The 20,507-nt window shown below is 71.5% G+C and carries 15 protein-coding genes; 6 read left to right on the forward strand and 9 right to left on the reverse strand.

Translation table 11 applies throughout. From position 1 onward, the window contains the following. Positions 1-110 precede the first annotated feature (110 nt). The 3 genes from OG928_RS31895 to OG928_RS31905 all read right to left on the reverse strand — a co-directional run bounded on the left by OG928_RS31895 (position 111) and on the right by OG928_RS31905 (position 3,464). Entirely contained in the window at positions 111-1,247 is a 1,137-nt protein-coding gene (locus tag OG928_RS31895; RefSeq protein ID WP_406290252.1) for a YbdK family carboxylate-amine ligase, read from the reverse strand. A gap of 269 nt (positions 1,248-1,516) precedes the next feature. Continuing rightward, entirely contained in the window at positions 1,517-2,356 is an 840-nt protein-coding gene (locus OG928_RS31900) for an SAM-dependent methyltransferase (protein WP_406290254.1), read from the reverse strand. A 199-nt stretch (positions 2,357-2,555) separates the two neighbouring features. Continuing rightward, entirely contained in the window at positions 2,556-3,464 is a 909-nt protein-coding gene (locus OG928_RS31905) for an alpha/beta fold hydrolase (protein WP_406291317.1), read from the reverse strand. Positions 3,465-3,596: 132 nt separating this feature from the next. On the opposite strand from OG928_RS31905, the gene OG928_RS31910 reads away from it, so the two are divergent. Beyond that, positions 3,597-4,928, forward strand: coding sequence for a GAF domain-containing protein (locus OG928_RS31910; RefSeq protein WP_406290256.1), 1,332 nt, complete (start codon positions 3,597-3,599; stop codon positions 4,926-4,928). A 79-nt stretch (positions 4,929-5,007) separates the two neighbouring features. On the opposite strand, the gene OG928_RS31915 is transcribed toward OG928_RS31910, so the two are convergent. Both OG928_RS31915 and OG928_RS31920 read right to left on the reverse strand, forming a co-directional pair. Continuing rightward, complete coding sequence (locus OG928_RS31915; RefSeq protein WP_406290258.1) at positions 5,008-6,186, reverse strand: hypothetical protein; 1,179 nt, start codon at positions 6,184-6,186, stop codon at positions 5,008-5,010. Next, positions 6,183-7,583 carry a VWA domain-containing protein gene (locus OG928_RS31920; protein WP_406290261.1) on the reverse strand — a complete coding sequence of 467 codons (1,401 nt, stop codon included), beginning with the start codon at positions 7,581-7,583 and terminating at the stop codon, positions 6,183-6,185. Before OG928_RS31920 ends, OG928_RS31915 begins: the two co-directional genes overlap by 4 nt. A gap of 835 nt (positions 7,584-8,418) precedes the next feature. Here OG928_RS31920 and OG928_RS31925 point away from each other — a divergent pair. Next, the gene (locus OG928_RS31925; protein WP_406290263.1) at positions 8,419-9,594 is read left to right on the forward strand and encodes a glutamate--cysteine ligase; all 1,176 of its coding nucleotides are present in this window, start codon (positions 8,419-8,421) and stop codon (positions 9,592-9,594) included. A gap of 517 nt (positions 9,595-10,111) precedes the next feature. On the opposite strand, the gene OG928_RS31930 is transcribed toward OG928_RS31925, so the two are convergent. After that, positions 10,112-10,267 carry a hypothetical protein gene (locus OG928_RS31930; protein WP_406290265.1) on the reverse strand — a complete coding sequence of 52 codons (156 nt, stop codon included), beginning with the start codon at positions 10,265-10,267 and terminating at the stop codon, positions 10,112-10,114. 267 nt (positions 10,268-10,534) lie between these two features. Next, positions 10,535-11,704, reverse strand: coding sequence for a hypothetical protein (locus tag OG928_RS31935; RefSeq protein WP_406290267.1), 1,170 nt, complete (start codon positions 11,702-11,704; stop codon positions 10,535-10,537). Between the two features lie 250 nt (positions 11,705-11,954). Between OG928_RS31935 and OG928_RS31940 the strand changes: the two genes are divergently transcribed. The 3 genes from OG928_RS31940 (at position 11,955) to OG928_RS31950 (ending at position 15,190) form a co-directional block, all read left to right on the forward strand. Further along, entirely contained in the window at positions 11,955-12,674 is a 720-nt protein-coding gene (locus OG928_RS31940) for a hypothetical protein (protein ID WP_406290269.1), read from the forward strand. A 255-nt stretch (positions 12,675-12,929) separates the two neighbouring features. Further along, positions 12,930-13,877 carry a hypothetical protein gene (locus tag OG928_RS31945; protein WP_406290271.1) on the forward strand — a complete coding sequence of 316 codons (948 nt, stop codon included), beginning with the start codon at positions 12,930-12,932 and terminating at the stop codon, positions 13,875-13,877. A 320-nt stretch (positions 13,878-14,197) separates the two neighbouring features. Further along, positions 14,198-15,190 (forward strand): hypothetical protein, encoded by a 993-nt coding sequence (locus tag OG928_RS31950; RefSeq protein ID WP_406290273.1) that lies wholly within the window; start codon positions 14,198-14,200, stop codon positions 15,188-15,190. 74 nt (positions 15,191-15,264) lie between these two features. On the opposite strand, the gene OG928_RS31955 is transcribed toward OG928_RS31950, so the two are convergent. Together OG928_RS31955 and OG928_RS31960 are read right to left on the reverse strand one after the other, a co-directional pair. Continuing rightward, the gene (locus OG928_RS31955) at positions 15,265-16,683 is read right to left on the reverse strand and encodes a relaxase/mobilization nuclease domain-containing protein (RefSeq protein WP_406290275.1); all 1,419 of its coding nucleotides are present in this window, start codon (positions 16,681-16,683) and stop codon (positions 15,265-15,267) included. Further along, the gene (locus OG928_RS31960; protein ID WP_406290277.1) at positions 16,680-17,012 is read right to left on the reverse strand and encodes a hypothetical protein; all 333 of its coding nucleotides are present in this window, start codon (positions 17,010-17,012) and stop codon (positions 16,680-16,682) included. The genes OG928_RS31955 and OG928_RS31960 overlap by 4 nt, the downstream gene beginning before the upstream one ends. Before the next feature lie 2,190 nt (positions 17,013-19,202). Here OG928_RS31960 and OG928_RS31965 point away from each other — a divergent pair. Next, positions 19,203-20,456, forward strand: a complete 1,254-nt coding sequence (locus OG928_RS31965; RefSeq protein ID WP_406290279.1) for an amidohydrolase — start codon at positions 19,203-19,205, stop codon at positions 20,454-20,456. Positions 20,457-20,507 lie beyond the last annotated feature (51 nt).

The following is a 20,507-nucleotide window of genomic DNA, read 5'->3' on the forward strand; positions in this document are numbered from 1 at the left end:
CGGGCCGCGACTGTCCGACAACAGGCCGCGTCGGGCACCGTGAACAGGTAAACACGTGAGTAATAAAGGGAGTTCGTGATTCGACACGGAACGCCGACCGATCCTGCCGGTCAGCCCCGGGCGATGTCGAGCGGGTGCGCGGGCGGCGGCGCGGTGTCCGAGACGACCACGCACGCCATGGTCTCCGCCAAGACCTGGTCGACGACCGAGGCCAGGCCGCCCTCCCGCGCGGCCCGGCGTTGCCGGGCGGCTCCGGAACCGCGGGCCAGCAGCGGCTCGACAGCGCCCTCGACCGCGTCGAGGTCGCCGCATTCGCGCAAGTACGGTGCCATCTCGGCCACCAGGCCGCGGACCACCGTGGCCGCGGGAAGAGTCACCGCGGCCACGGGGTCGATCAGGTCGTGCTCGAGCCCGGAGCGCGCCGCCCGCCACATCGCACCTCGGGCGATCATGGGCGAGGGCAGCGGAGGCGTCCGGTCGGCGGCGACGGCGCGGCAGGCGTACCCGCAGAGCGCGCGGAACAGGGCGGCGATCGCGATGGTCGTCTCGACGTCGGCGATCGCGTCGCAGACCCGCAGTTCGAGCGTGGGCGCCTGCCGTGACAGGCGCAGTGCGGGGTAGAACATATCGCCGTCGGGCGCGACGCCGATCGCTTCCAGAGTCGCGATCAACTCGTCGTACTCTCGCGCGGACCGCAGCGGCCCCATCGGGCCGGCCGTGGGCAGGCGCTCCACGCACATCCGTCGCCAGCTCGCGTAGCCCGTGTCGCGTCCGGCCCAGAACGGCGAACTCGCCGACATGGCCGACAGCGTCGACAGATGCGGCGTGATCCACGCGAGCGCCCGGGCCGCCACGTCCCGGTTCTCGACCTCGACGTGGACGTGCGTTCCACACGTGATCCAGTCGCGGGCCGGCTCCGCCCATTCGCGGTCCAGGGTCGTGTATCGGGCGTCGGGGGCGGTTCGTACGTCCGCCGTGCTCATCATCGGCGCGGTTCCGCCGGCCAATACACCCAGCCGCAGCCCGGCGGCCCGGTACACCAGGGTTCCGCGCAGATCCACCAACTCCGCGCGGGCGGCGGTCAGATCCGCGTGCGGCGAGGTGACGATTCCTACCGTCGACTCCTTGGCCGCGCCGACGAAGGCACCGGCCGGAAGTCGCTCCAGGAGCGCGGGCGCCGACGAGACCATGCGCTTGGTGGCCAGGTCCACGGTGTGGAATTCCTCTTGGATGCTCAGCTTGAGCACAGCGACTCCTTCATCGGCTCGGCGGGACGCCGACGGAACCGGGCACCCGAGGGGTTCCCCACCGCACCGCCTGCCGCCGCGAACCACCCGACGGCGTCCGGGCAACAGCGCCCATCGTCGCGACGTACCAACCACCGAAGAAGGACGGCGCGGGTACTACGGTCGGGTAAATCCGCCGGTAGAACCCGCGCCACGTCGACACTCCACCGCGCCCGTGTCGGACGCCGAACACACAACCGCCCCAGGCCCTGTCGGGCCCGGACACCGCCTCACAGACACGAACGCCGGAAGGGGGGCATGCCACGCGCGGCGCCCGAACACTCCCACCGACCCTTCGGCGGCGGCTTGAGGCCGACGCCCGCGTACATCCACTGCCGCTCGTCAAGCATGCGCGGCAGCCGGTCGGCGCGCCAGGACGAGATCGGCACCAGCCCCGGTTCGACCATGCTCAGTCCGGTGAACAGCGCGCCCACCTCCCGGGCGGAACGCGGGAACAGTGGGGCCGCCGAGTGCCGATACGCCTCGGCCGTCGTCCGGGCCGCCTCCGGACGCAGATCGGCGGCGGCGTGCGAGAGCACCAGCACGCTGCCGGGCGCCGTCGCCGCCATCAACCGGCCCACCAGGGACCGTGGATCGTCCGCGTCCGACAGGTAGTGCAGCACCGCGGTGAGAACCACCGCCACCGGCCGATCGAAATCCAACCCCGCCCGCCCGGCCGCCCGTTGCACCAGCGTGCCGGGGTCCCGGAGATCGCCCTCCACCACCCGCACCCGACCCGGCCGGGTGGACAGCGCCCGCGCGTGCGCGAGCACCATCGGATCGTTGTCGACGTACACCGCCCGCGCCTGATCCGTCCCGAGCACCGCGCACTCGTACGTGTCGCCGGCCGCAGGCAGACCCACCCCGATGTCGAGGAACTGCCGGATGCCGAAACCGGTCGCGAACGTCACCGCGCGACGCAGGAAGGCCCGATTCGCCAGGGCCATCCCGCGGACCTCCGGCGCCAGCGCGAGTACGGCCTCGGCGGTGCCGCGGTCGACCGCGAAGTTGTCCTTGCCGCCGAGGTAGTAGTCGTACATGCGGGCGGGATGGGGGACATCGGTGCGCATCTCGGGCGATCGCGCCGAGGGCACGCGCACCGAAGGTCTCTCGTCCGGCGGGCAACCGACGGGGGAGCGGCGTTCCGTGGTCCGCTGAGACATCACAATCATCGGCCTTCCCGATTCTCGGGTCGCGGGCCCGCCCGGTCGGGCGAGGCGGGGGTACCCGCCGGGCGGTCCCGCAGCATCCTCCGTACCTCCCGGGAGATCAGCGACGGAGGAATTCCGTGACGACGGCGTCGAAGTGCTCGCGCTCCTCCACGAAGGGCACATGTCCGCTCGCCGTGAACTTCTCGACGCGCGCGTCGGGCAACTCCCCGGCCAGCCAATCGGCCAGCTCCCCGGGGAAGATCCGACTGCGCTCGCCGTATACCAGGAGGGTCGGCACCGTCACCGAAGGCAGCACCGGCCGCCAGTCGGAGTGCGCCATGTCCATCCAGATGTCCAGCGCGGAGGAGGTGTGCGTCTGGGTGGTCTCCGCGTACGCGGCGTCCACCGCCTCCGCCGCCGGCGGCTCGGCGAAGCACGCCTCGATGAACGGCTTGATCGCCACCGGCCTGGCGTACCGCACGGTCTGCGCGAACACCGCCAGATCGGTGGCGGAGTAGCCACCCAGCAAAGGGAACTCCCAGCCGGGCGCGTCCATGAAGCGCGGCGACTGGTCGACGAACACCGCGCCGCGCAATCCCTCGCACCCGAACTGCCGCACGTAGGAGAGCAGCACGGCGGTGCCCATGGACCAACCCACGATGGTCAGCTCGGACAGATCCAGCGCCCGCACCAACTCGCGCACGTCCCGGGCGTACTGGTCCAGGGAATGGCCCTCGGGAGTCTTGCCCGAGCGTCCGTGGCCGCGGAAGTCCGCGACGATCACCCGGTTCTCCGCCGCCAGAGCGGCGATGTTGCCCGACCAGAACGTGCTGTTCATCGTCCAGCCGTGCAACAGCAGGACCGGGCGGCCCGCGCCGTGCTCCTCGTAGTACAGCGGAACGGCGTCGGACAACTCCAGATAGGGCACGCTCTCTCCTCCGGTCTCGGCCGCCGGGTCGCCGACCCGCGCTGCGGCAGTGTGCGCGCGCGAGCCGCCCGTCCACCAGACACCGGAGGGGGGTTGCACCAACGTTGCAACTTCGGACTCCGCGTACCGAGCCCTCGCGTACACCATCCCTTCGCGTGCCGTCCCTCGCGCACACGGCAGCTTTCGCCGCCCAAGCCCGCCAAGTTCCGCCCGCGCCGGCATGATGGACCCATGGCGGGACAACCGGAGACGCGCGATCGAGCTCTGGGCGGCGGCTCGGCTTCGGGCGTCCGGGATCCGATCCGGGCCTCGTGGTCGCGGGCACGCCGACAGGGGCTGCCGCCCGACGCCTACCTCCCGCCGGTGACCCTCGACGACGACGAACTGGCCCGGCGCCGCGAGGCACACCCGCTCACCGGGATCTGGCCGCTGCTGCGTCGCTCACTCGGCGGTCTGATCGCCGACCCGGGCCGACTCCTGTTCCTCAGCGACGCCCGGGGACATCTGCTGTGGGTCCAGGCGGATCACCCCACACTGCGCGCGTCCGAGCGCGTGCACCTGCTGCCCGGGGCACTGTGGAGCGAGGCGGCGGCCGGCACCAGCGGGGTGGGCACGGCGCTGGCGACCGGCCGGCCGTTCCAGGTGTACGGCGCCGAACACTTCCTGTCCGCGGCCACCGCGTACACGTGCACGGCCACACCCATCCACGATCCGGCCAGCGGTGAACTGCTCGGCATCCTCGACTTCACCTGCCCCGAACGGCACTGGCAGCCGCTGGCGATACCCCTGCTCGACACCGCGCGCAGACTCGCCGAATCGGAGCTGGAGACGACCCGGCTGCGCGAGGCGGCCCGGGTGAGCACCCGCTACGTGGAGCGGATCGCGCGCCGGCTCGGCACCAGGAGCGCGATCGCCGACCCCCAGGGGCACATCGTGCGTTCGGACCCGCCCGGCTGGCTGCCCAACCGCCTGCCGGGGCCCCCGCGCGAAGGCCCCATGCTGCTTCCCGGCGGGCAGGTCGTCCTCGTCGAACGCCTCGCCGCGGGCGGCCTGTACCTGCTGATCGCCGAGGACGCCGCATCCGGCCCGGTGACCACCGCGCCGCTGCGCTTCCAGGCCCTGGGCCTGCGCCGGGCCCGGTTGGAGATCGCCGGTACCACCCACGAACTCACCCGCCGGCACGCCGAGATCGTCACGGCGCTGCTGAGCGAACCGGGCGGGATGACCGCGAAGGCGATCACCGAGGCGGTCTACGGCCCCACCGGTCGGCCGGCCACCGTCCGTGCCGAACTCGCCCGGCTGCGCCCGATCCTGGGCCACCGCCTGGCCTCCGACCCCTACCGCCTGACCGGCGAGCACGAGGCCGACTTCCTCGATCTGGACCGCGCCCTGTCCAACCCCACCACCCCGATCGACACCCTCCTCGCCCGCTACCGGGGCCCGCTCCTCCCCGGCTCCACGGCCCCGCGCGTCCTCCACCTGCGCGACACGCTCCACGAACGCCTGCGCAACCGCGTCCTCGACGACGCCGACCCCGACACGGCGCTGCGCTGGTCGACGTGACCGGTGCCCCGGTGGCGACACCACCGGGGCATCAGAAGGGCCTCGTGCTCGACACGCGCTCTCGTCGTCGATCCGGAGCTCAGTCCGAACGCGGCGCCGCGCCGGGTGGGTGCTCCGGGCGTCGGGGGCTCTCGAACGCCTGGGTCACCTCGTCCGATTCGGGGGCCGTCCCGGGAGCGTGCTCGGCGCCGCCGGGGCGCCAGGTCAACGCCGGCGGCGAGGTGGCGGGGGGCTCGGGGACGGGCGGCGCGACCGGGGGCGCGGGCGGGGGCGCGGGCGGCGACACGGGCTCGAATCCCGGGTACCCGGAGGACACCGACGGGTTCGGCGCGACGGGAGGTGTCGCCACGCCGGGCGTGTGCGTCGGAGCGGCCGCGGTCGTGTGCGCGCTCCACGGCGAGGCCGGTACGGGCGCGGCGACGGCGAACCGACGACGCAGCGCGTAGCCGAGGCCGGCCGCGAGCAGGAACGCGAGGACCGCGCCGCCCCCCGGTACGCCCCAATCCGAGGCCACGGAGGACGTGTCGCGGCCGTCCGCACCGGCCGCCGCAGGCGCGGTACCCCGCACGGGCGTCTCGGTCCGGGCCGGCGGCGCGCCGGGGACCGTGCCTTCCGCCGGTCGGGGGGCCTCCTCGGGCCCGGCCGGCTGATCCGGACGTTGCACCACGGTGCCCTCGACCGACACCTCCAGCTTGATCGGTACCACGATGCCCCGCTGAGGTCCCTCGGCACCCGAGATGGACATCTGGATGTAGTACGACCCGCGGAGGGCGTACTTGTCGTCCTTGAACTCCTTGAACGAGCCCTTGGTGCCGTCGAAGTTCTCGTACTTCTTGCCGTCCCCGACGGTCCACGCGCCCGAGGACGCCTCCAGATGCGTGGTGCCCGGCACGAGCTGATTCGTCGGGTTGTTCAGGAGCGGAATGGCCTCGCGCAGCGGGTTGTAGAGGTTGACGATGAACCGGGGGCCCTGCTTGTACGGGAAGTCGGCCGGGATGTCGACGGACCCCTTGATCGAGAGCTTCTGTCCGGGCTGCACGAACACCCGCCAGAACAGGAAATCGCCCACGACCATGCTCTCGCGATGGACCCCGGGGCCGATCTCGCCCGCGCTGTTGAACGAGAACCCGCTCGGGTTGTCCGCGGCGGCCGCAGGCGTGGCGGCCGCGGGAGTGGCGGCCACCGCCGTCATGGCCAGGGCGGCGAGGACGCCGCCGGCCGACGCCGCGGCTGCGCGGACGCGGATGAAGCCGTTCACGCCTGCCTCCTCTGCCGACGCCGGGCACCGGCCACGAACGATCCCGACACGCCGCCCGCGAGCACCGCGGCGGCGATCAGACCGATGGTGACCGCCGTGCCGGGGCCGTCCTCGTCGTCGGAGGACGCGGCGACCCGGGCACCGGTGTCGGTGACGGGGGTCCCTGAGGGAACGGCCGCCGCGTCGGGTGTGGTCCGCTCGGGTGCGGGAGCGCCTGCCGTCGTCGCCGCGCCGGGCCGCTTCGGATGGCTGACCAGGAGTTCGAGCAGGATCCTGCGCTGCGGATCGACCTCGGCGTTGTGCGAGATCCGCAGACAGCCGATCCCGTCCGGTGCCTGGGCAGTGCTGTTGGTCCCACCGGACGCGCCGGTGGTGACGATGTTGTTCGCCTCCAGGGCCACGCCCTCCTTCAGGAGCCAGCTCTGAGGTTGGTCCGCGGGGCCGGAGCGGATGAACAAGTGGGTCAGAAAGGCCGAGTTCTCCCGATCGTCGTCGGTGCGCATGCGCTCCGAGAAGATCGCGGTGGCGCCGATGGCGAGGTCCTCGTCCGGACTCTTGCGAATGCGGTACCACAGGTCGCGACTGGTGACGAACGCGTCGAGATACTGACCGTCCTCGACGATCGGCGCGTTCACACAGCTCGTCGTCGCACCCTGGATGGGTCGGCCGGACGCGTCGTAGGGGGTCCAGGCCCGCCGGAAGAGGCTGGACATGTTGGACACCAGCGAGTCGACGTCCTTGGCGTCGGCGTAGGCCCCGCCGCCGGCGGTGGAGATACACTTGAGTTGATCGCGGGCCGCACCGGAGACGTTGAACCCGACCGCGTCGACCGTCAGTTTGGTGCCGCGCGCGTTCAACTCCTTGGCGACCTCGCACGGTTGCGGAGGCGCGCAGGTGTCCTCGCCGTCGGAGACGAGGATGACGTGGCGCTCGCCCTGGGTGCCGAGGTCGTCGGAGGCGGCGCGCAGGGCGTTGCCGATGGGGGTGAATCCCACGGCGTTCAGGGAGGCGACCTTCTGCCTGGCCGCGGCCTTGGCGCCCTCGCCCAATACCGCGACCGGGACCAGGAGTTGGGTGTCGGCGCAGCCGAGGGCCTTGTCCGTACCCGGATACGCCGCGCCGTAGACGCGGATGCCGACCTGGGCGTTCGCGGGAGCCGCGTCGATGATGCGGTTCACCGCCTGCTTGGCGGCCTCCAGGCGGGTCTGCCCGCCGGCGTCGTTCTGTTTCATCGAACCGGACAGGTCGAGTACCAACTCCACCTTGGCCGGTGGGGCCTCGGCCGGCGGGGCGGGATCGGCCGCTGCGACGGACACGGGTCCGCAGAGCGCCAGGGACACCGCGCCCAGGGCCACAGCCGAGCGAGTGCGTAGGTATCGGATCACGGAGTCGATCATGGGATCCACCGCCTCCGATGCCAAGAGTGAGGGCCCATCACGGTTCCCTCACGACCTCATGAGGGGATCGGATGGATCCGAACCCTGGACGAGGGTTCCGGTTCCATGGTTCGCTACGCCAACCACCGCGACACACGGCAACTCGTGGGGGGAGGGGAACCGGACGGAAGGTGTCCATTGCGGTCGGACCCTCCCGCCGCCGTGCCCTCGGGCCCACGTGACGCCCCGTGACGCCCGCGGACCCGCGTCGGGCGACGTGGGGACACGACGAACAGGCTCGATGGACGGTCTCGGTCACGGCGTGGTGATCCAAGCCCTCGAGCCTGCTCGCGGGTCGGCAACATCCTCGGCGCCGCCGCCCGCGACCGATAGCCACATTGCGCACCACGTCGCCCCGCAGCGTGCGCGGGCTCATTCGTGCGGTGACGAATGGGATCCATCACCCCATCCTGCGGCTATGCTCGGTCGAGGCCCAGAAGCAAGCGCGCTGAGCGCAAGACTTCCTAGACCCAGTGGGGCTTGGCAGTACGGCCACGGGGTCGCAGTCTTGTCCAACGGCCTTGCAGGCCAATGGGTTTCGGGCGCCTTCGACCGTCGGCCCGGGCCTGCGCGGGCTTCTCGCGACCTCGAGGCACCTCGACCGTCGAGAGCGCAGGGCATTGGCGACTTCACGCGTATCCGGCTCGCCGGATGCGCGTGGTTGACGATCCACGCGGTTCCGGTGCCGGTCACCGCACCGATTCGAGCAGTCCCGTTACACGGGCATCCGATCCGGCGCTGCCCATCGGACGCGCCGAGCACAACGACCGACGCGGTACACATCTCAAGGGGACACATGTCGATTCGGACTGTGGGTGTCGAAGAAGAGTTTCACATCGTCGACCGACGGACCGGGCGGTTGAGCCCGGCCGGCACGGAACTGCTCGCCGAACTCCCGGCGGTCGGATTCACGGGCGAGGCCAAGGAAGCGTCCATTGAGACCAACAGCGAACCGCATCTCGAACTCGCCGACCTGCGCGCCGACCTTATCCGCTCCCGGACGCTCCTGGGCCGAGCCGCCGAGAAGATAGGGGTCGCGGTGATCGCCTCCGGGACCGCGCCGTTGATGGACCTCGCGGACTCCCCGCAGGCCGCGGGCGACCGCTACGCGGCGATCAAACGCGACTACGCGTTGGTGGCGGAGGAACAGGTGGTGTGCGGTCTGCACGTGCACGTCGGCATCGAGGACCGCGACGTGGCCGCGCGGGCGATGTCCTGGATCTCCCCGCACCTGCCCACGCTCCTCGCGCTGTCCGCCAGTTCCCCCTATTGGCTCGGCGATGACACCGGCTACGCGAGTTGGCGCAACATGCTCTGGCAGCGGTGGCCCTCGGCGGGTCCGGCCGACAACTTCGGTTCGGCCCAGGAATACGACGCCATGCTCGAAGGGATGGTCCGTTCGAGGGTGATCCTCGACATCGGCATGCACTACCAGGACCTGCGCCTGTCCTCGCACGTACCGACGCTCGAGATGCGCATCTGCGACGCCTGTCCCGACGTGGACACCTCCGTCCTGATCGCCGTCCTGTTCCGCGCCCTCGTCGAACGCGGCGTCCGGGCGGCCAAGAGCGGCGAGCGACCCCCACAGCACTCCCAGGCATGGCTGCGCGCCGCGACCTGGCGAGCCGCCCGTTCGGGCCTCGAAGGCCTCCTGATCGACCCCACCACGATGGCCACCGATTCGGCGCGAACCGTCATCTGGCAGCTGATCGAGGAACTGATGCCTGACCTGGTCGCCTCCGGTGACCTCGCCTTCGTCCGGACCGTCGCCCGACGGATGTTGGACGAAGGCAGCAGCGCGGCACAACAACTCCGCGTGCAAAATCCGTCCCCTCGCGCCGCGGTAGACCTCCTCCGCGCCCAGACCCTCACCTTCCCCGACCTCCCGAGCGCCCTCCAGAAGCCCCGCACCACCACCTCGGACCCGGTGGACCAGGACCGGGCGACCGACGCACCGACGCTGGTCGCCTAGCCTCCCTCCCCCCTCCCACGCCACAGACCCGTCGGCGGAACCGCGCGAGCCCATCGAGAACTCCCTCGCCGTCGCGTTCCACCCGAAACGGGTCGGCAACCCCACCTCGGGCGGTCGACGACTCGCCACGCGCGACCCCTCGCGACCCACGACCCGACGACAAGCAGCGCTGGAACCGGTGCCCACCGCCCTCGCACCGTTTCCAGCGCACGACCGGAATCGCCCCGCGCACCCCACTCCCGCTGCGCTCCGCCCGCGCCCACGGAGTGGTCTTTTTCGACGTCCGTTGGCGGCGAAGGCTTCCCGGGCAGGCTGATCGCGCCGACGAACCAGGCCGCGTCGGCACAGATGGCCCGCCGCCTCCTTCAACGCCGACCAACGCCCCCGACTCGCCGCTGCGCCCGAACCTCGCGGCACGTCGGCAATCGCCTGCGCACCCGAACTCGAACGCGGCCTGAGCCGAAGTAGTCCCGCGCCCTTGACGCTTCGCCCCGCCGTTCCCGGTTCGGCGTGCGTCTCAGACACCCGAGGTCGGTCCGCCCGCCACGCGCGTGGTTCCGCGCGGGGTACGGCGTTGGGTGTTCGCATTGCGCGTCGAGGCATCGTAGGCGGCCTGATCCATGCGATACCGCAGCATTTGGATCGATTGAAACTCCTTGAGCGCACGGTCCATCGTCCGTCGATGCGCCTTGCGGTCGGCTCGACTTCCCGATAGCCACGCCACTGCTTTCACCCGCCCTCACGTCACACGAGTCCGGTGCTCGCACAAAGGCCGGATCACCCTACTCGGGTATCGCCCACGAGGGGCTCCCGCAATGGATTTGCCACGGCTGCGGCACCGGTGTTCACGAGTCGGTCGGCCCCCGAGGGAGATCGCCCGGAACTGCGGCTTGTCGAACTCGTCGGCCGACCCGTGACTGCGACACCCGCGGGCGGCGGATCAACGGGACTGTCCCGATTCCCGATCCGACCTGCGGCCAGGGGGCGTGAAGTCGGGCCTTCCACGGCCGGATTCGAGGCTGCGCGCGGGGGCTCGGGCCTGTGGCGAGGTGGCCCGGCGTGTGGTCGCCGAGCCCATCGCCGTCACCACGTCGGTCAGGCTCGTGAGGCCCCTGACGCCCGGGGGGCCCGAGTTCGGGCCCGCAGACGCCGGTCGCGGCGACTCGACCCCCACCGATTGCTTCGGCGTGGGCTGAGCGAACGGCTGGAGCAGGGAAGTCGCGTGCCCGGCGGCCAGTCCATTCTTCCTGTCGAGTCTGGAGTGCAGGTCGGCCACCGCCAGTCTCAGGCGCGGGGCCGCGGCGACGATCGTGTCCACGGGGCCGACGGCCTGCGTGACCTCCAGGCTGACCCAGTCCGCACCCCGTCCGAAAATATGCACTCGGGCACCCGACTCGGCGAACAGTTCGTACTTGTTTCGTGTCGCGTACTTGCCGACGTGCTGTGCGGTCGTCTGGTCGTTGACCAGGCGCAGAGCGGGCCGCTCCTTGAAGAACGCCTCTGCCGACTTGGTGTACGCGGGTAGTTGCCGCTGGGAGGAGGCCGCGCGTTCCCGTTCGGCCTTCTTGGTGAAATCCCGGTCCGTCTTGAGCAGGTCCGGCAGGAATCCTTCGCCCACGGCGATCTCGCGGAGGTGCTCCAACTCATGCAGAATCACCGGCACCGCACCGAATTTGTCACCGGTGAGCAGGTGCTTGAACTTTTTGCTCTGCACAAGCGCGTTCAGCAGCTCCGGCCGTTTGCCGGCGCCGAAATATTTGACGTTCAGCCTTATTTCCCCAGCATCCGCATCGGCGAGCGGCTCCTCGCCCTTTTTCTCCGGCGGGATATCGGCGAGGGAGAGCCGATGGAACGGAACGTCACGATGGAGGCGGGCCCAGTGGACGGAAGCCAATGCGACTTCCTTCATCGTGTACAGGTCGCCGCCGGTCAGATCCAGATCCACGTCGTGTCCGGACGCCCTGCGCAGTTCCTTGCGCATCAGCCCCTCGACCTCGGCGACCGAGCCCGCGTTGACGAGGTCCTCGTAGAAGGGCTCTCGATGGCTGACGCCCAATGGCACCTGGCTGTTCGCCCAGGCCGCAGCCGCCGCTTCGGGGTCGACCATCACCCTGCGGCGCGGTGGGCCACTCGCGTCGGGGGACGCACCGGCTCGCAGCCAGTCCTCCAAAGGCACCGCCCGCCCCCCTCGCCCCCACCGGCAGTTGCCGTGTCCGAGCGTACCGAACGGTCTCGGCGGAGCTGTGATCCGAGTACCGCCGTGCCCCATGCGAAGTCCCACATCGCCCCGACGAGAACACGAAAGTGTGCTCGACCGGTATCCTGCGACGTCCCGCCCATCTTCCGAAAGGCCTTCCACAGTGCGCGAGTTCGGCCGCTCAGGCTCGGATCGACCCGGAGACGCGCGAATCGCGCGAGGCGACCTCCCGTACGACGAGTTCGAGGGCGAGGCACCGGACGCCGCCCCGGTCCCGTACCGAGCACCGGAACTCGCGAAGCCACCGGAAGGCGCCGAGGTGTGGGAGGACGGCGACCCACCGGAAGGCGCCGAGGTGTGGGAGGAGGGCGAATCACCGGACGTCGCCCCGGTCGCGAACCGAGCCCCGGAACTCGCGAAGCCACCGGAAGGCGCCGAGGTGTCGGAAGCCGACCTCGCGGGAGTGGGGTTCCACGCCCCACCGGACAAGGCGCCGGTCGCACAACGAGCCACCGATGGCGCGGTCCCCGTCGAGGGTGTCACCGGGCGCGCCGATGGACTTCGCTCGCCCGCTCCCCCCGCCCGAGACCGCAGCGCCCCGGCGATCCACACCAAAACCGGGCCCATCCCGAACGACGGCGTGAACATCTCTCGGAGCGGTCCCGCCCTGGACAAGCGCGGACGCGCCGCACCGGACAGAGGGCCCTCGCCGGCCGTTGCCGGCCGCAACCCTGCCGGAATCGCGGCCGTGGGCGTCCCCTCCGTCCAACGGTCGCCCTCGCCCATCAACCAGACCACCCACATCACCCACCCACGCGTCACGGGCATGGGCTCCGGCCTGGGCCTCGGCAAGGACCTCGGCAAGGGACGCGACCACGCATGACGACGACGCGGATCCCGTTGCCATCCCGGGAGAACCAAGCCGGTGTTGGTGTCGGTGAGCGACTGCCGGTGTGCCGGCGTATCCAATTCGCGCGGATTTCGGGGTATCGACCCACGTAGTGGATCTTGCTGGTTCGCCCGATGGTAGGTTTCCGACGATTGTCAGCCGGTACGACGGGAACCGGCCGCTTCATCGGGCCGGACGGCCGGGCGACAGCGGTGGCGAATGTCGGCCGTGATTCGAAACGAGCCACCGATGTCCGAGCACGATCCGCAGGATGCGCGTGATGCCCACCGCGCGATCGAACGCACGGCGGTCCACGCAGGTCCTTCCCGTCGGGAGCGGACGCGCGACGACCGGCGTTCGATGGCCGCGTCCACACCCACGTCCGCTTCCGCCGGACGCGCGCGGTTTCGTGGCCTCGCCGTGATCGCGTGCGCGTTGACGGTGCTGACCACGTCCACGGCGTGCGGCGGCGACGACAAGAAGAAGGACGCGTCCGCCCCGCCTCCGTCGAGCGGCCCGCAGACCCCCGGCTCGGTGCCTTCGGCCGCGAACGGCACACCTCCGGCCGCCGTACCCACCTCGCCGACAGCCTCCCCGACAAAGAGGCCGTGCGTGAACATCACCGCGACCGGAAAGCCGGAACGCGGGAAGCTCTCGCGTGAGGATCTGCGTTCGGCCGTGACCGACCCCAAGCCCTTGACCGCCGACGAGGTCCTTGGCCTCGCCGAAGTTTCGTACAAGTACCCGGGAGGGACCCTCACGCGGACCTGCGTGAAGGTCCTGGAGGGCGACTGCGGCCCGATCGCCTTGGACGAAACCTCCGAACAGGTCAAGAAACTGGGATGCCGGCGCGCCATCGGCGCGCTCTACGTGGACAAGGCCAACAACGTCCAGACGACGGTCGGCGTGCTCGAGATGCCCACCGCCACCGCCGCGGCGACGCTCTCCGTGGACTACGCCGGCGGCTACAACCAGGTCAGTCCCCCGGCGGATTCCGGGGCCAAGCTGTTCGCGCCCGACGCCGCGTACACGGCGGGCGGCCAGTCGTTGTATCGCTACTTCATCTACGAGATGACCGGTCGCGCGGACGGCACGGACCGCGATCCCGCCGAGGTGGACAAGCACAACGCGGCCTCGAACGCCATCTACCACCTGGTCGGTGACTCCCTCGACCGCCGCGCCGCCGGCGCCCCGTAGGGCGGGACGAGGCGACCGATGCGAGTTCGATCGCGGCGTGGTGTTCGCGAGGTCTAACGTGGACGGTGGCCGGGAGTCGACGATCAAGGGGCGTGACGGTGTCCGAAAATATTTCTCGGAGGGCGTTCGGGGCGTGGATCAAGGCCGGCGAGGAGCCGGCCGGGAAGTCCGGCCGACAGTCGAGATCTTCGGCCCGCCCGTCGGCCGGCCCGTCGGCCATTGAGCGGCTCGCGGCTCGGTGGTCGCGGCGTGTGGCGGAGATCGATGCTCCTCCGCCGCTCGTCGAGCGGTGGGTGCAACGCGCGCGCAACGTCCATGACATGCGGCAGAACGTGAGCGCGGAGCGCTACATCGAACAGCAGGCGGCCGACGGCCGAGGCGACGCGGCGACTCCGGCACAGACCCTGGCGGGTCGTGTGCAGCGCTATGCCGAGGATCTCGCCTATCTCGCCGAACACCCGGACGCGGCGGACGCGGCCGAGGTGTCGAACAGATTGGAACGCCACGAAGCCGCTCGCCATGTCGAGGCGGAGGCCGAAGCGAACGCGTTTTTCGCGCAGCGAATGGAACGCGATGGCGCGGCGAACGCCGGGTCGGCCCAGGCGGGCAAGGGCACCATGGTCATGGGCACCGGATCGCCCGGTTCATATCGAGTGCACAGCATCGGCCCGAACCGCGCTATGCCCCAGGCGTCCGCACCGCCCGGTGGGAAGGCCGTCAAGCAGCCGTTGGGTCCGCAGGCGTCGGCTGCGGCATCGGCCAACGCCGCCCGTGTGGCGGCCGTCGGCCAGCCGAGCGCCGCGCACACCCAGCCCGAGACCGCGAGCCGCAAGGGCACCCACATCGCTCGTCCGCCGAATGTGCGAACCCCGCGCCCGGTCCAGGCCCAAGCCCAGGCCCAGGCCCCGACTCAAGCGCAGGCGTCGGCCGCGCGGGGGCGTACGGAGACGGGACGGGCGAACGCCGAGTCGGCCCAGGCGGGCAAGGGCACCGTGGTCATGAGCACCGGCTCGCCCGGTTCGTATCGTGTGCACACCGTCGCCCCGGACCGCACCGGAGCCCAGGCGTTCGTACCCGGGGGGAAGGCCGTCAAGCAGCCGTTGGGTCCGCAGGCGTCGAATTCGGCATCGGCCATCACCGCCCGCCTCGCGGCCGGCGGCTACACACCCGCGAGTTCCGGAGGGGCGCTCTCGAAGGGGACGAAGGGGCCCGTCACGAGCGTCGTCCCCCCGACCGGTGGCATCTCCGCCGGCCCGGCGCCCGCCGCTCCGGCGCCCGCGCCGTCGATCTCGATGGAACGCGCACCGCACTGACCACACATCTGCGGCGCGTCGACGGTTCACGGTGTGACGAGGCTCGGAGCGGGCCGACCGAGGCGGCTTCGGACTCAACCGGTGCCGAGGGAATCGACCTCGCGCGCTCGTGGTGTCCGCGGCGTTCGGTCGTCGGTCATGCGCTCTTGCAGTGGCGCGAGTTCCAGGCGATCCAATGCCCCGAGTCGCGCGGCCTGCGTGGTGCGTCGCTGGGCGGCTTCGGCACCGTGGATCACGTCAATGGTGAGCCGCAGTTCGTGGAGCAGCGCGGCCTGTGCGGAACCGGACTCGCGAGGCGAGGGAGCCCTCGACGCCACTTGGGCCACCGAGCGCAGATTCGGCCCTCTGCGAAGTGGCGCGTCGAGTACCGCCGTTCGCGCCAGGACGTCGGCAGCTCGGGCCAGCGGCCCGGGGCCCGCCGGCTCCGCCCGTGCCGACCACACGGCGAATACTCCGGCGACTTCCCGCGCGATGCCCGCCCACGTGGCCGCGTCCTCCAAGGGCCGACCGCGCGCCTCCGCGCGTAGTCGGGCGACATCCGCCGCCGCCCGGGTCCATTGCGCAAGGCCGTCTTCGGCGGGCGTGGGTCCTGTCGCGGGTTCGTTGATCGCGTCGTCCGCAGAGGTCGCCGCGGAGTCGTTCTCGCGCGCGGCCGAGCCCCACCAGTACCGCAGTTGCGGCAGCGACAGATCCGACGCGAGCCGTCCACCCCCGTACCGCACCGGGCTCGTACCGTCCGGTGGTGGCAGGGCGACCGACAGCCCCACCACGGTCTCCCCGTCCTCCCGATCCAGGCGTGGCCGTACGACGATCCCGGACGAGGTCAGCCTCCGGACGAAGTCCTCCTCGTCGGCGGCGGCCACCGCCGCGCCCCGCATATGCCTTGCCAGGGTGGCTCGTTCGGTTTCCGCGCGACCCCGGCGCGCCGCGCTCTCGGCGTTCGCGCGGGAGTACCCGGGAAGCCCCCGTCCGCCGGTGCGTCCCTCGACCGCGATCAGGTCGAATCGGCGTTCCAGTTCGGCGCATACCGACGACGCCTTGAAGCGGTCCTGCCACAGGTTCGCTCGGGTGCCGTCCTCGCGGACCAGGCTGACGGCTATGTGGATGTGGTCGTTGCCCCGCTTGGAGACCCCGTGTCGGACGGCTATCCAACGGCAGGGCGCCTTCCCCGCGTCCGCGCCGAACCCGAGGCGGTCGACCAGGGTTCGAGCGGCCGTCGCCCACTCGGCGTCGGTGAGGCGGCGGTCCTGCGGGGCGTTCGACAACGCCGCCGTCCATACCGATCCGTGTTTGACGTCGATGCCGAACAGCTGCCTGGGGGCGTCGAGTTGGGCGGCGATCGACGCCGGGTCCCCATCGACTTCGAGACCCGTGGACGCGGCTATCGCGTGCGGGTCGTCGTGCTCGTTGGCGCGACCGGGGCCGAAGAGGTACGTCACGAGCTGCGCCATGTCGTCATGGCGCTCGTGGGCCGCGGAGAGCTTGGCGATCACGGGGCATCCGTTCGTCGAGGGGCCGGTCCGGATGCGGACAGGTGCGCGGTCGCCGCGTCGAGGCGGTCCAGGGTGGCGGACAGTCGACCCACGATGTCCGCCAATCCGGTCGGCGGTGCGTCACGGGGCGCCGTGTCCTCGGGCAGCTCCGACAGTTGACCCGACAGTCCAGCCAACTGACGCCTGACGGCCAGGAGTTCGGCGTAGAACGCGCGGCGCTCGGTGGCCGTGGGCGCGTCGTTGGAGGCCGACTCCACCAGGAGCCTCGGCACGCTCACCGCCAGGGCCGCCGCCTTGTCCGCGACGCGGGCGTATTCGTCCTCGCTCATCAACACCTTGGTCACGCGCCGCCGTCCGCCCGGTTGTCGGGGCAGGCGAGCCGAACCGCTCCCGGCATTCGGTGGTGTCACCCGGTCGGTCGGCACCTCTGCACCCCCCGTGCGTTCGTGGTCGCTTCGTGCTGCGTGGACGTTCGAGGCCCAAGTGTTGCGTGCAGCACGGTAATGGGAAAGCTTTGGAAGCAAGATAGTGCGAAAAGTTACCTGATTTTTTGTCGAACTCCCGTCGACCGCAGGCCGGGGGATGAACTGCCCTATGGCCGGAGGGCTTTGTGGCCCGGTCCGGTAACCCGGCCCGGTGGCCCGCGGCGCCGTTCACCCACACCCGTGCATCACGATGCGACGGGGTGTCCCGGCCGGCGCGAACCGCCGGCGGGCCGACGGTCGGCCCGCCGGTCGGGCCGGGGCGGCAGCGAGCCCGAGGCGAGGTCCGGGGGTGCCGGCCGCCGGTCAGGCCGGGGGCTTGCGGCGAGCCGTCGACCCACCACAACCCCCGCCCGGGAGCGGTGGGTCAGTCGGCGCCGTCGGTGGTCAGCGGGTCCATCGCCAGACGCGTCGTCTCGGCGACACCGACGCCGATCGCGCGTTCGTCGACATCGAACCCGCCGCTGTGCAGGCGGGGGAGGCGCCCGGGTCGACCCCGGGCGGCCGGACACCCAGACGTGCCGGGCAGCCCGGCACGCCCGCCACGTCCGGAACCCCCGGAACGCCCGAGGTGCCCACCGGAGACACCGGGCGGCGAAGTCCTCGCCGCCCAGGCTCCGTACCGTCTCCGCCACCGCACCCACGCCGAACGAGTCCGCCACCGCCGCACGCGACACGTGGCCGAGGGTGTTCGGCACCGGCGGCAACCGGTGGTGCTCGATCGTCCACGTGATGCCGGAGTCGCCTCTGTGGGCGACGTCGGCAGGCTCGGAGATGATCTCCGGCATCCCGCGCCACGCGCCGGTGTTCGCGGTGCGCAGCGATCCGCCCAGAACGCCCCGGACGGGATCACGTTGGGCGCCTCACCGGCGTTGATCCGGGTCCAGGCGAACACCAGGCCGTCGCTGGGGGCGAACCTGTCCGCGCGATCCCGGACACGACGGACACCATCCGGAACAGCCCCAGAAGCACGTTCGCGGTGAGGTGCGGTCGGCCGCTGTGCCCGCCCTCAACCCTCGACGCGGAACCGGAACGAGTCCACCCCGGAGGTGATCGGACCGTCGAGGACGGCCATCCGGCCCGCCCGACCGCCGGGCCACAGTGCCCCATGTGGATCGCCCCGACGCCTGGAGCGCTCCGGCCTCCATGGCGCGCAGCACACCACCGGGCCGGACCCCATCGACCGGCCGGATCAGCAGCCGCGCAGGCCTGAACAGCAGCCCCAGGCCGCGAAGTTCGACACACACGAGCCCGACCCCCACAACCGCGCCGGTGTGCACGTCGCGACCACAGACCTGGGACCCGCCGTCCACGGCCGAACGCCATGAGCCGTTCTTGCGGTCGGCGACCGACAACGCACCGACGCCGCCGCGCAACGCGACGAACGGGCGGCTCGCCGCCACGGCGTCGAGCGGGACGATGCCGCAGGCGAGTCCGCCGCCGCCGGGCAGGACACGCAGGCCCGCCCGGCCTGCCGCAGGCCGACGACCACCCGCACCGTGGTGCGGGTCTTCACGAGGCCCCGTCCGGGGCGCCGGTGCAGATCGCGGCGGAAGGCGTCCGTCGGCGGCCGAACGCGCCGACCCCGAACAGGATTCGGGCACCCGCGTGCGCGGTCACGAGGGTGCCCCTGTGTGGGATGTCCGGCGAACTCGGGGCGGGGGTTGCGCACGTCCGACGCCCGTGATGCCTCGGGAGATCGGTGCAGGGTGCCACACACGTCGCGGGTCTCGGTGATCGGCGAGCCGCACCCGACCGGCGACTCCCTCGATGAGCCGGGCACCGGAGGAGGCCATACCCCGGGCGTGGTGTCCAGGCGGGAAAGATGCCTGGACACCACACCCGGGCCACGGCCTGACAGAGTCTGCCCGGCCCACCAAGGGAGTCACCGGCCGGGCCCGCGGCTCGCCGATCACCGAGACCCACGCCGCGCGCGGCGGATCCCTCCGCCGAACTCCCAAGGCACCACGAGCGCCGGACGGGTTGGCAAACCCCGTCCCGAGCTCGCCGGACATCCCACACGAAGGAGCACCACTCATGACCACGCCCACGGGCACCCGAATCCTCTCCGGGATCGACACGTTCGGCCCCGAACTGACCGCCTTCCGCCGCGATCTGCACCAGCACCCCGAACTGGGCTTCGCGGAGACCCGCACCACGGCGCAGCTGGTCGCCCGCCTGCGGCAGGCCGGGCTGAACCCCCGCGTCCTCCCCGGCGGCACCGGACTCACCTGCGACATCGTCCCGCTCGACGCCGTGGCGGCGAGCCGCCCGTTCGTCGCCCTGCGCGGCGACATCGACGCGCTGCCGGTCGCCGACCTCAAGGACGTCCCCTACCGCTCGACCGTGGACGGCAATTCCCACGCCTGCGGCCACGACGTGCACACCAGCGCGGTTCTGGGAGCCGGGCTCGTGCTGGTCGAACTCCGCGACCAGGGGCTGCTGCCCAGGCCCGTGCGGCTGCTGTTCCAGCCCGCCGAGGAGGTCCAGCCCGGTGGCGCGCTGCACGCCATGGAGGCCGGAGCGCTCCAGGACGTCGAGTCGATCCACATGGTGCACTGCGACCCGACGGTCGAGGTGGGCCGGATCGCCCTCCTCGACGGTCCGATCACGTCCGGGATGGACACGTTCCGCTTCCGCGTCGAGGGCCAGGGCGGGCACAGCGCCCGACCGCACCTCACCGCGAACGTGCTCCTGGGGTTGTTCCGGATGGTGTCCGTCCTGCCCACGCTCACGGACCGGTTCGCCCCCCGAGACGGCCTGGTGTTCGCCTGGACCCAGATCAACGCCGGTGAGGCGCTCAACGTGATCCCGTCCGAGGGCGTTCTGGGCGGATCGCTGCGCACCGCGAACCCCGACGCGTGGCGCAGGATGCCGGAGATCATCTCCGAGCTCGTCCGCGGCGTCGTCATCGCCGGCGGCTCCGGCACCTCGTGGAAGTTCGAGCACCACCGGTTGCCGCCGGTGGTGAACACCCTCGGCCACATGTCGCGTGCGGCGGTGGTGGACCTGTTCGGCGTGGACGCGGTGGCGGAGACCGTACAGAGCCAGGGCGGCGAGGACTTCGCCTGGTATCTGGCGGGCACCAAGGACCTCCCGGGGGTCCCGGACATGGCGGGCGTGCCGGGCAACCTGGCCCGTCTGGGCGTCCGGCCGCCCGGGGTCGACCCGGACGCCTACCCCCACCTGCACGAGGGCGGGTTCGACATCGACGAACGCGCGATCACCGTCGGCGCCGCCTACCTGGCGCGGATGGCGACCGACCCGTTGACCACCGACGACACCGACTGACCCACCGAGCCGGGGGTTTGCGGCGGGGCCACCGTCCCGCCGCAAGCCCCC

This window comes from Embleya sp. NBC_00896 (assembly GCF_045207785.1).
GTDB lineage: Bacteria > Actinomycetota > Actinomycetes > Streptomycetales > Streptomycetaceae > Embleya.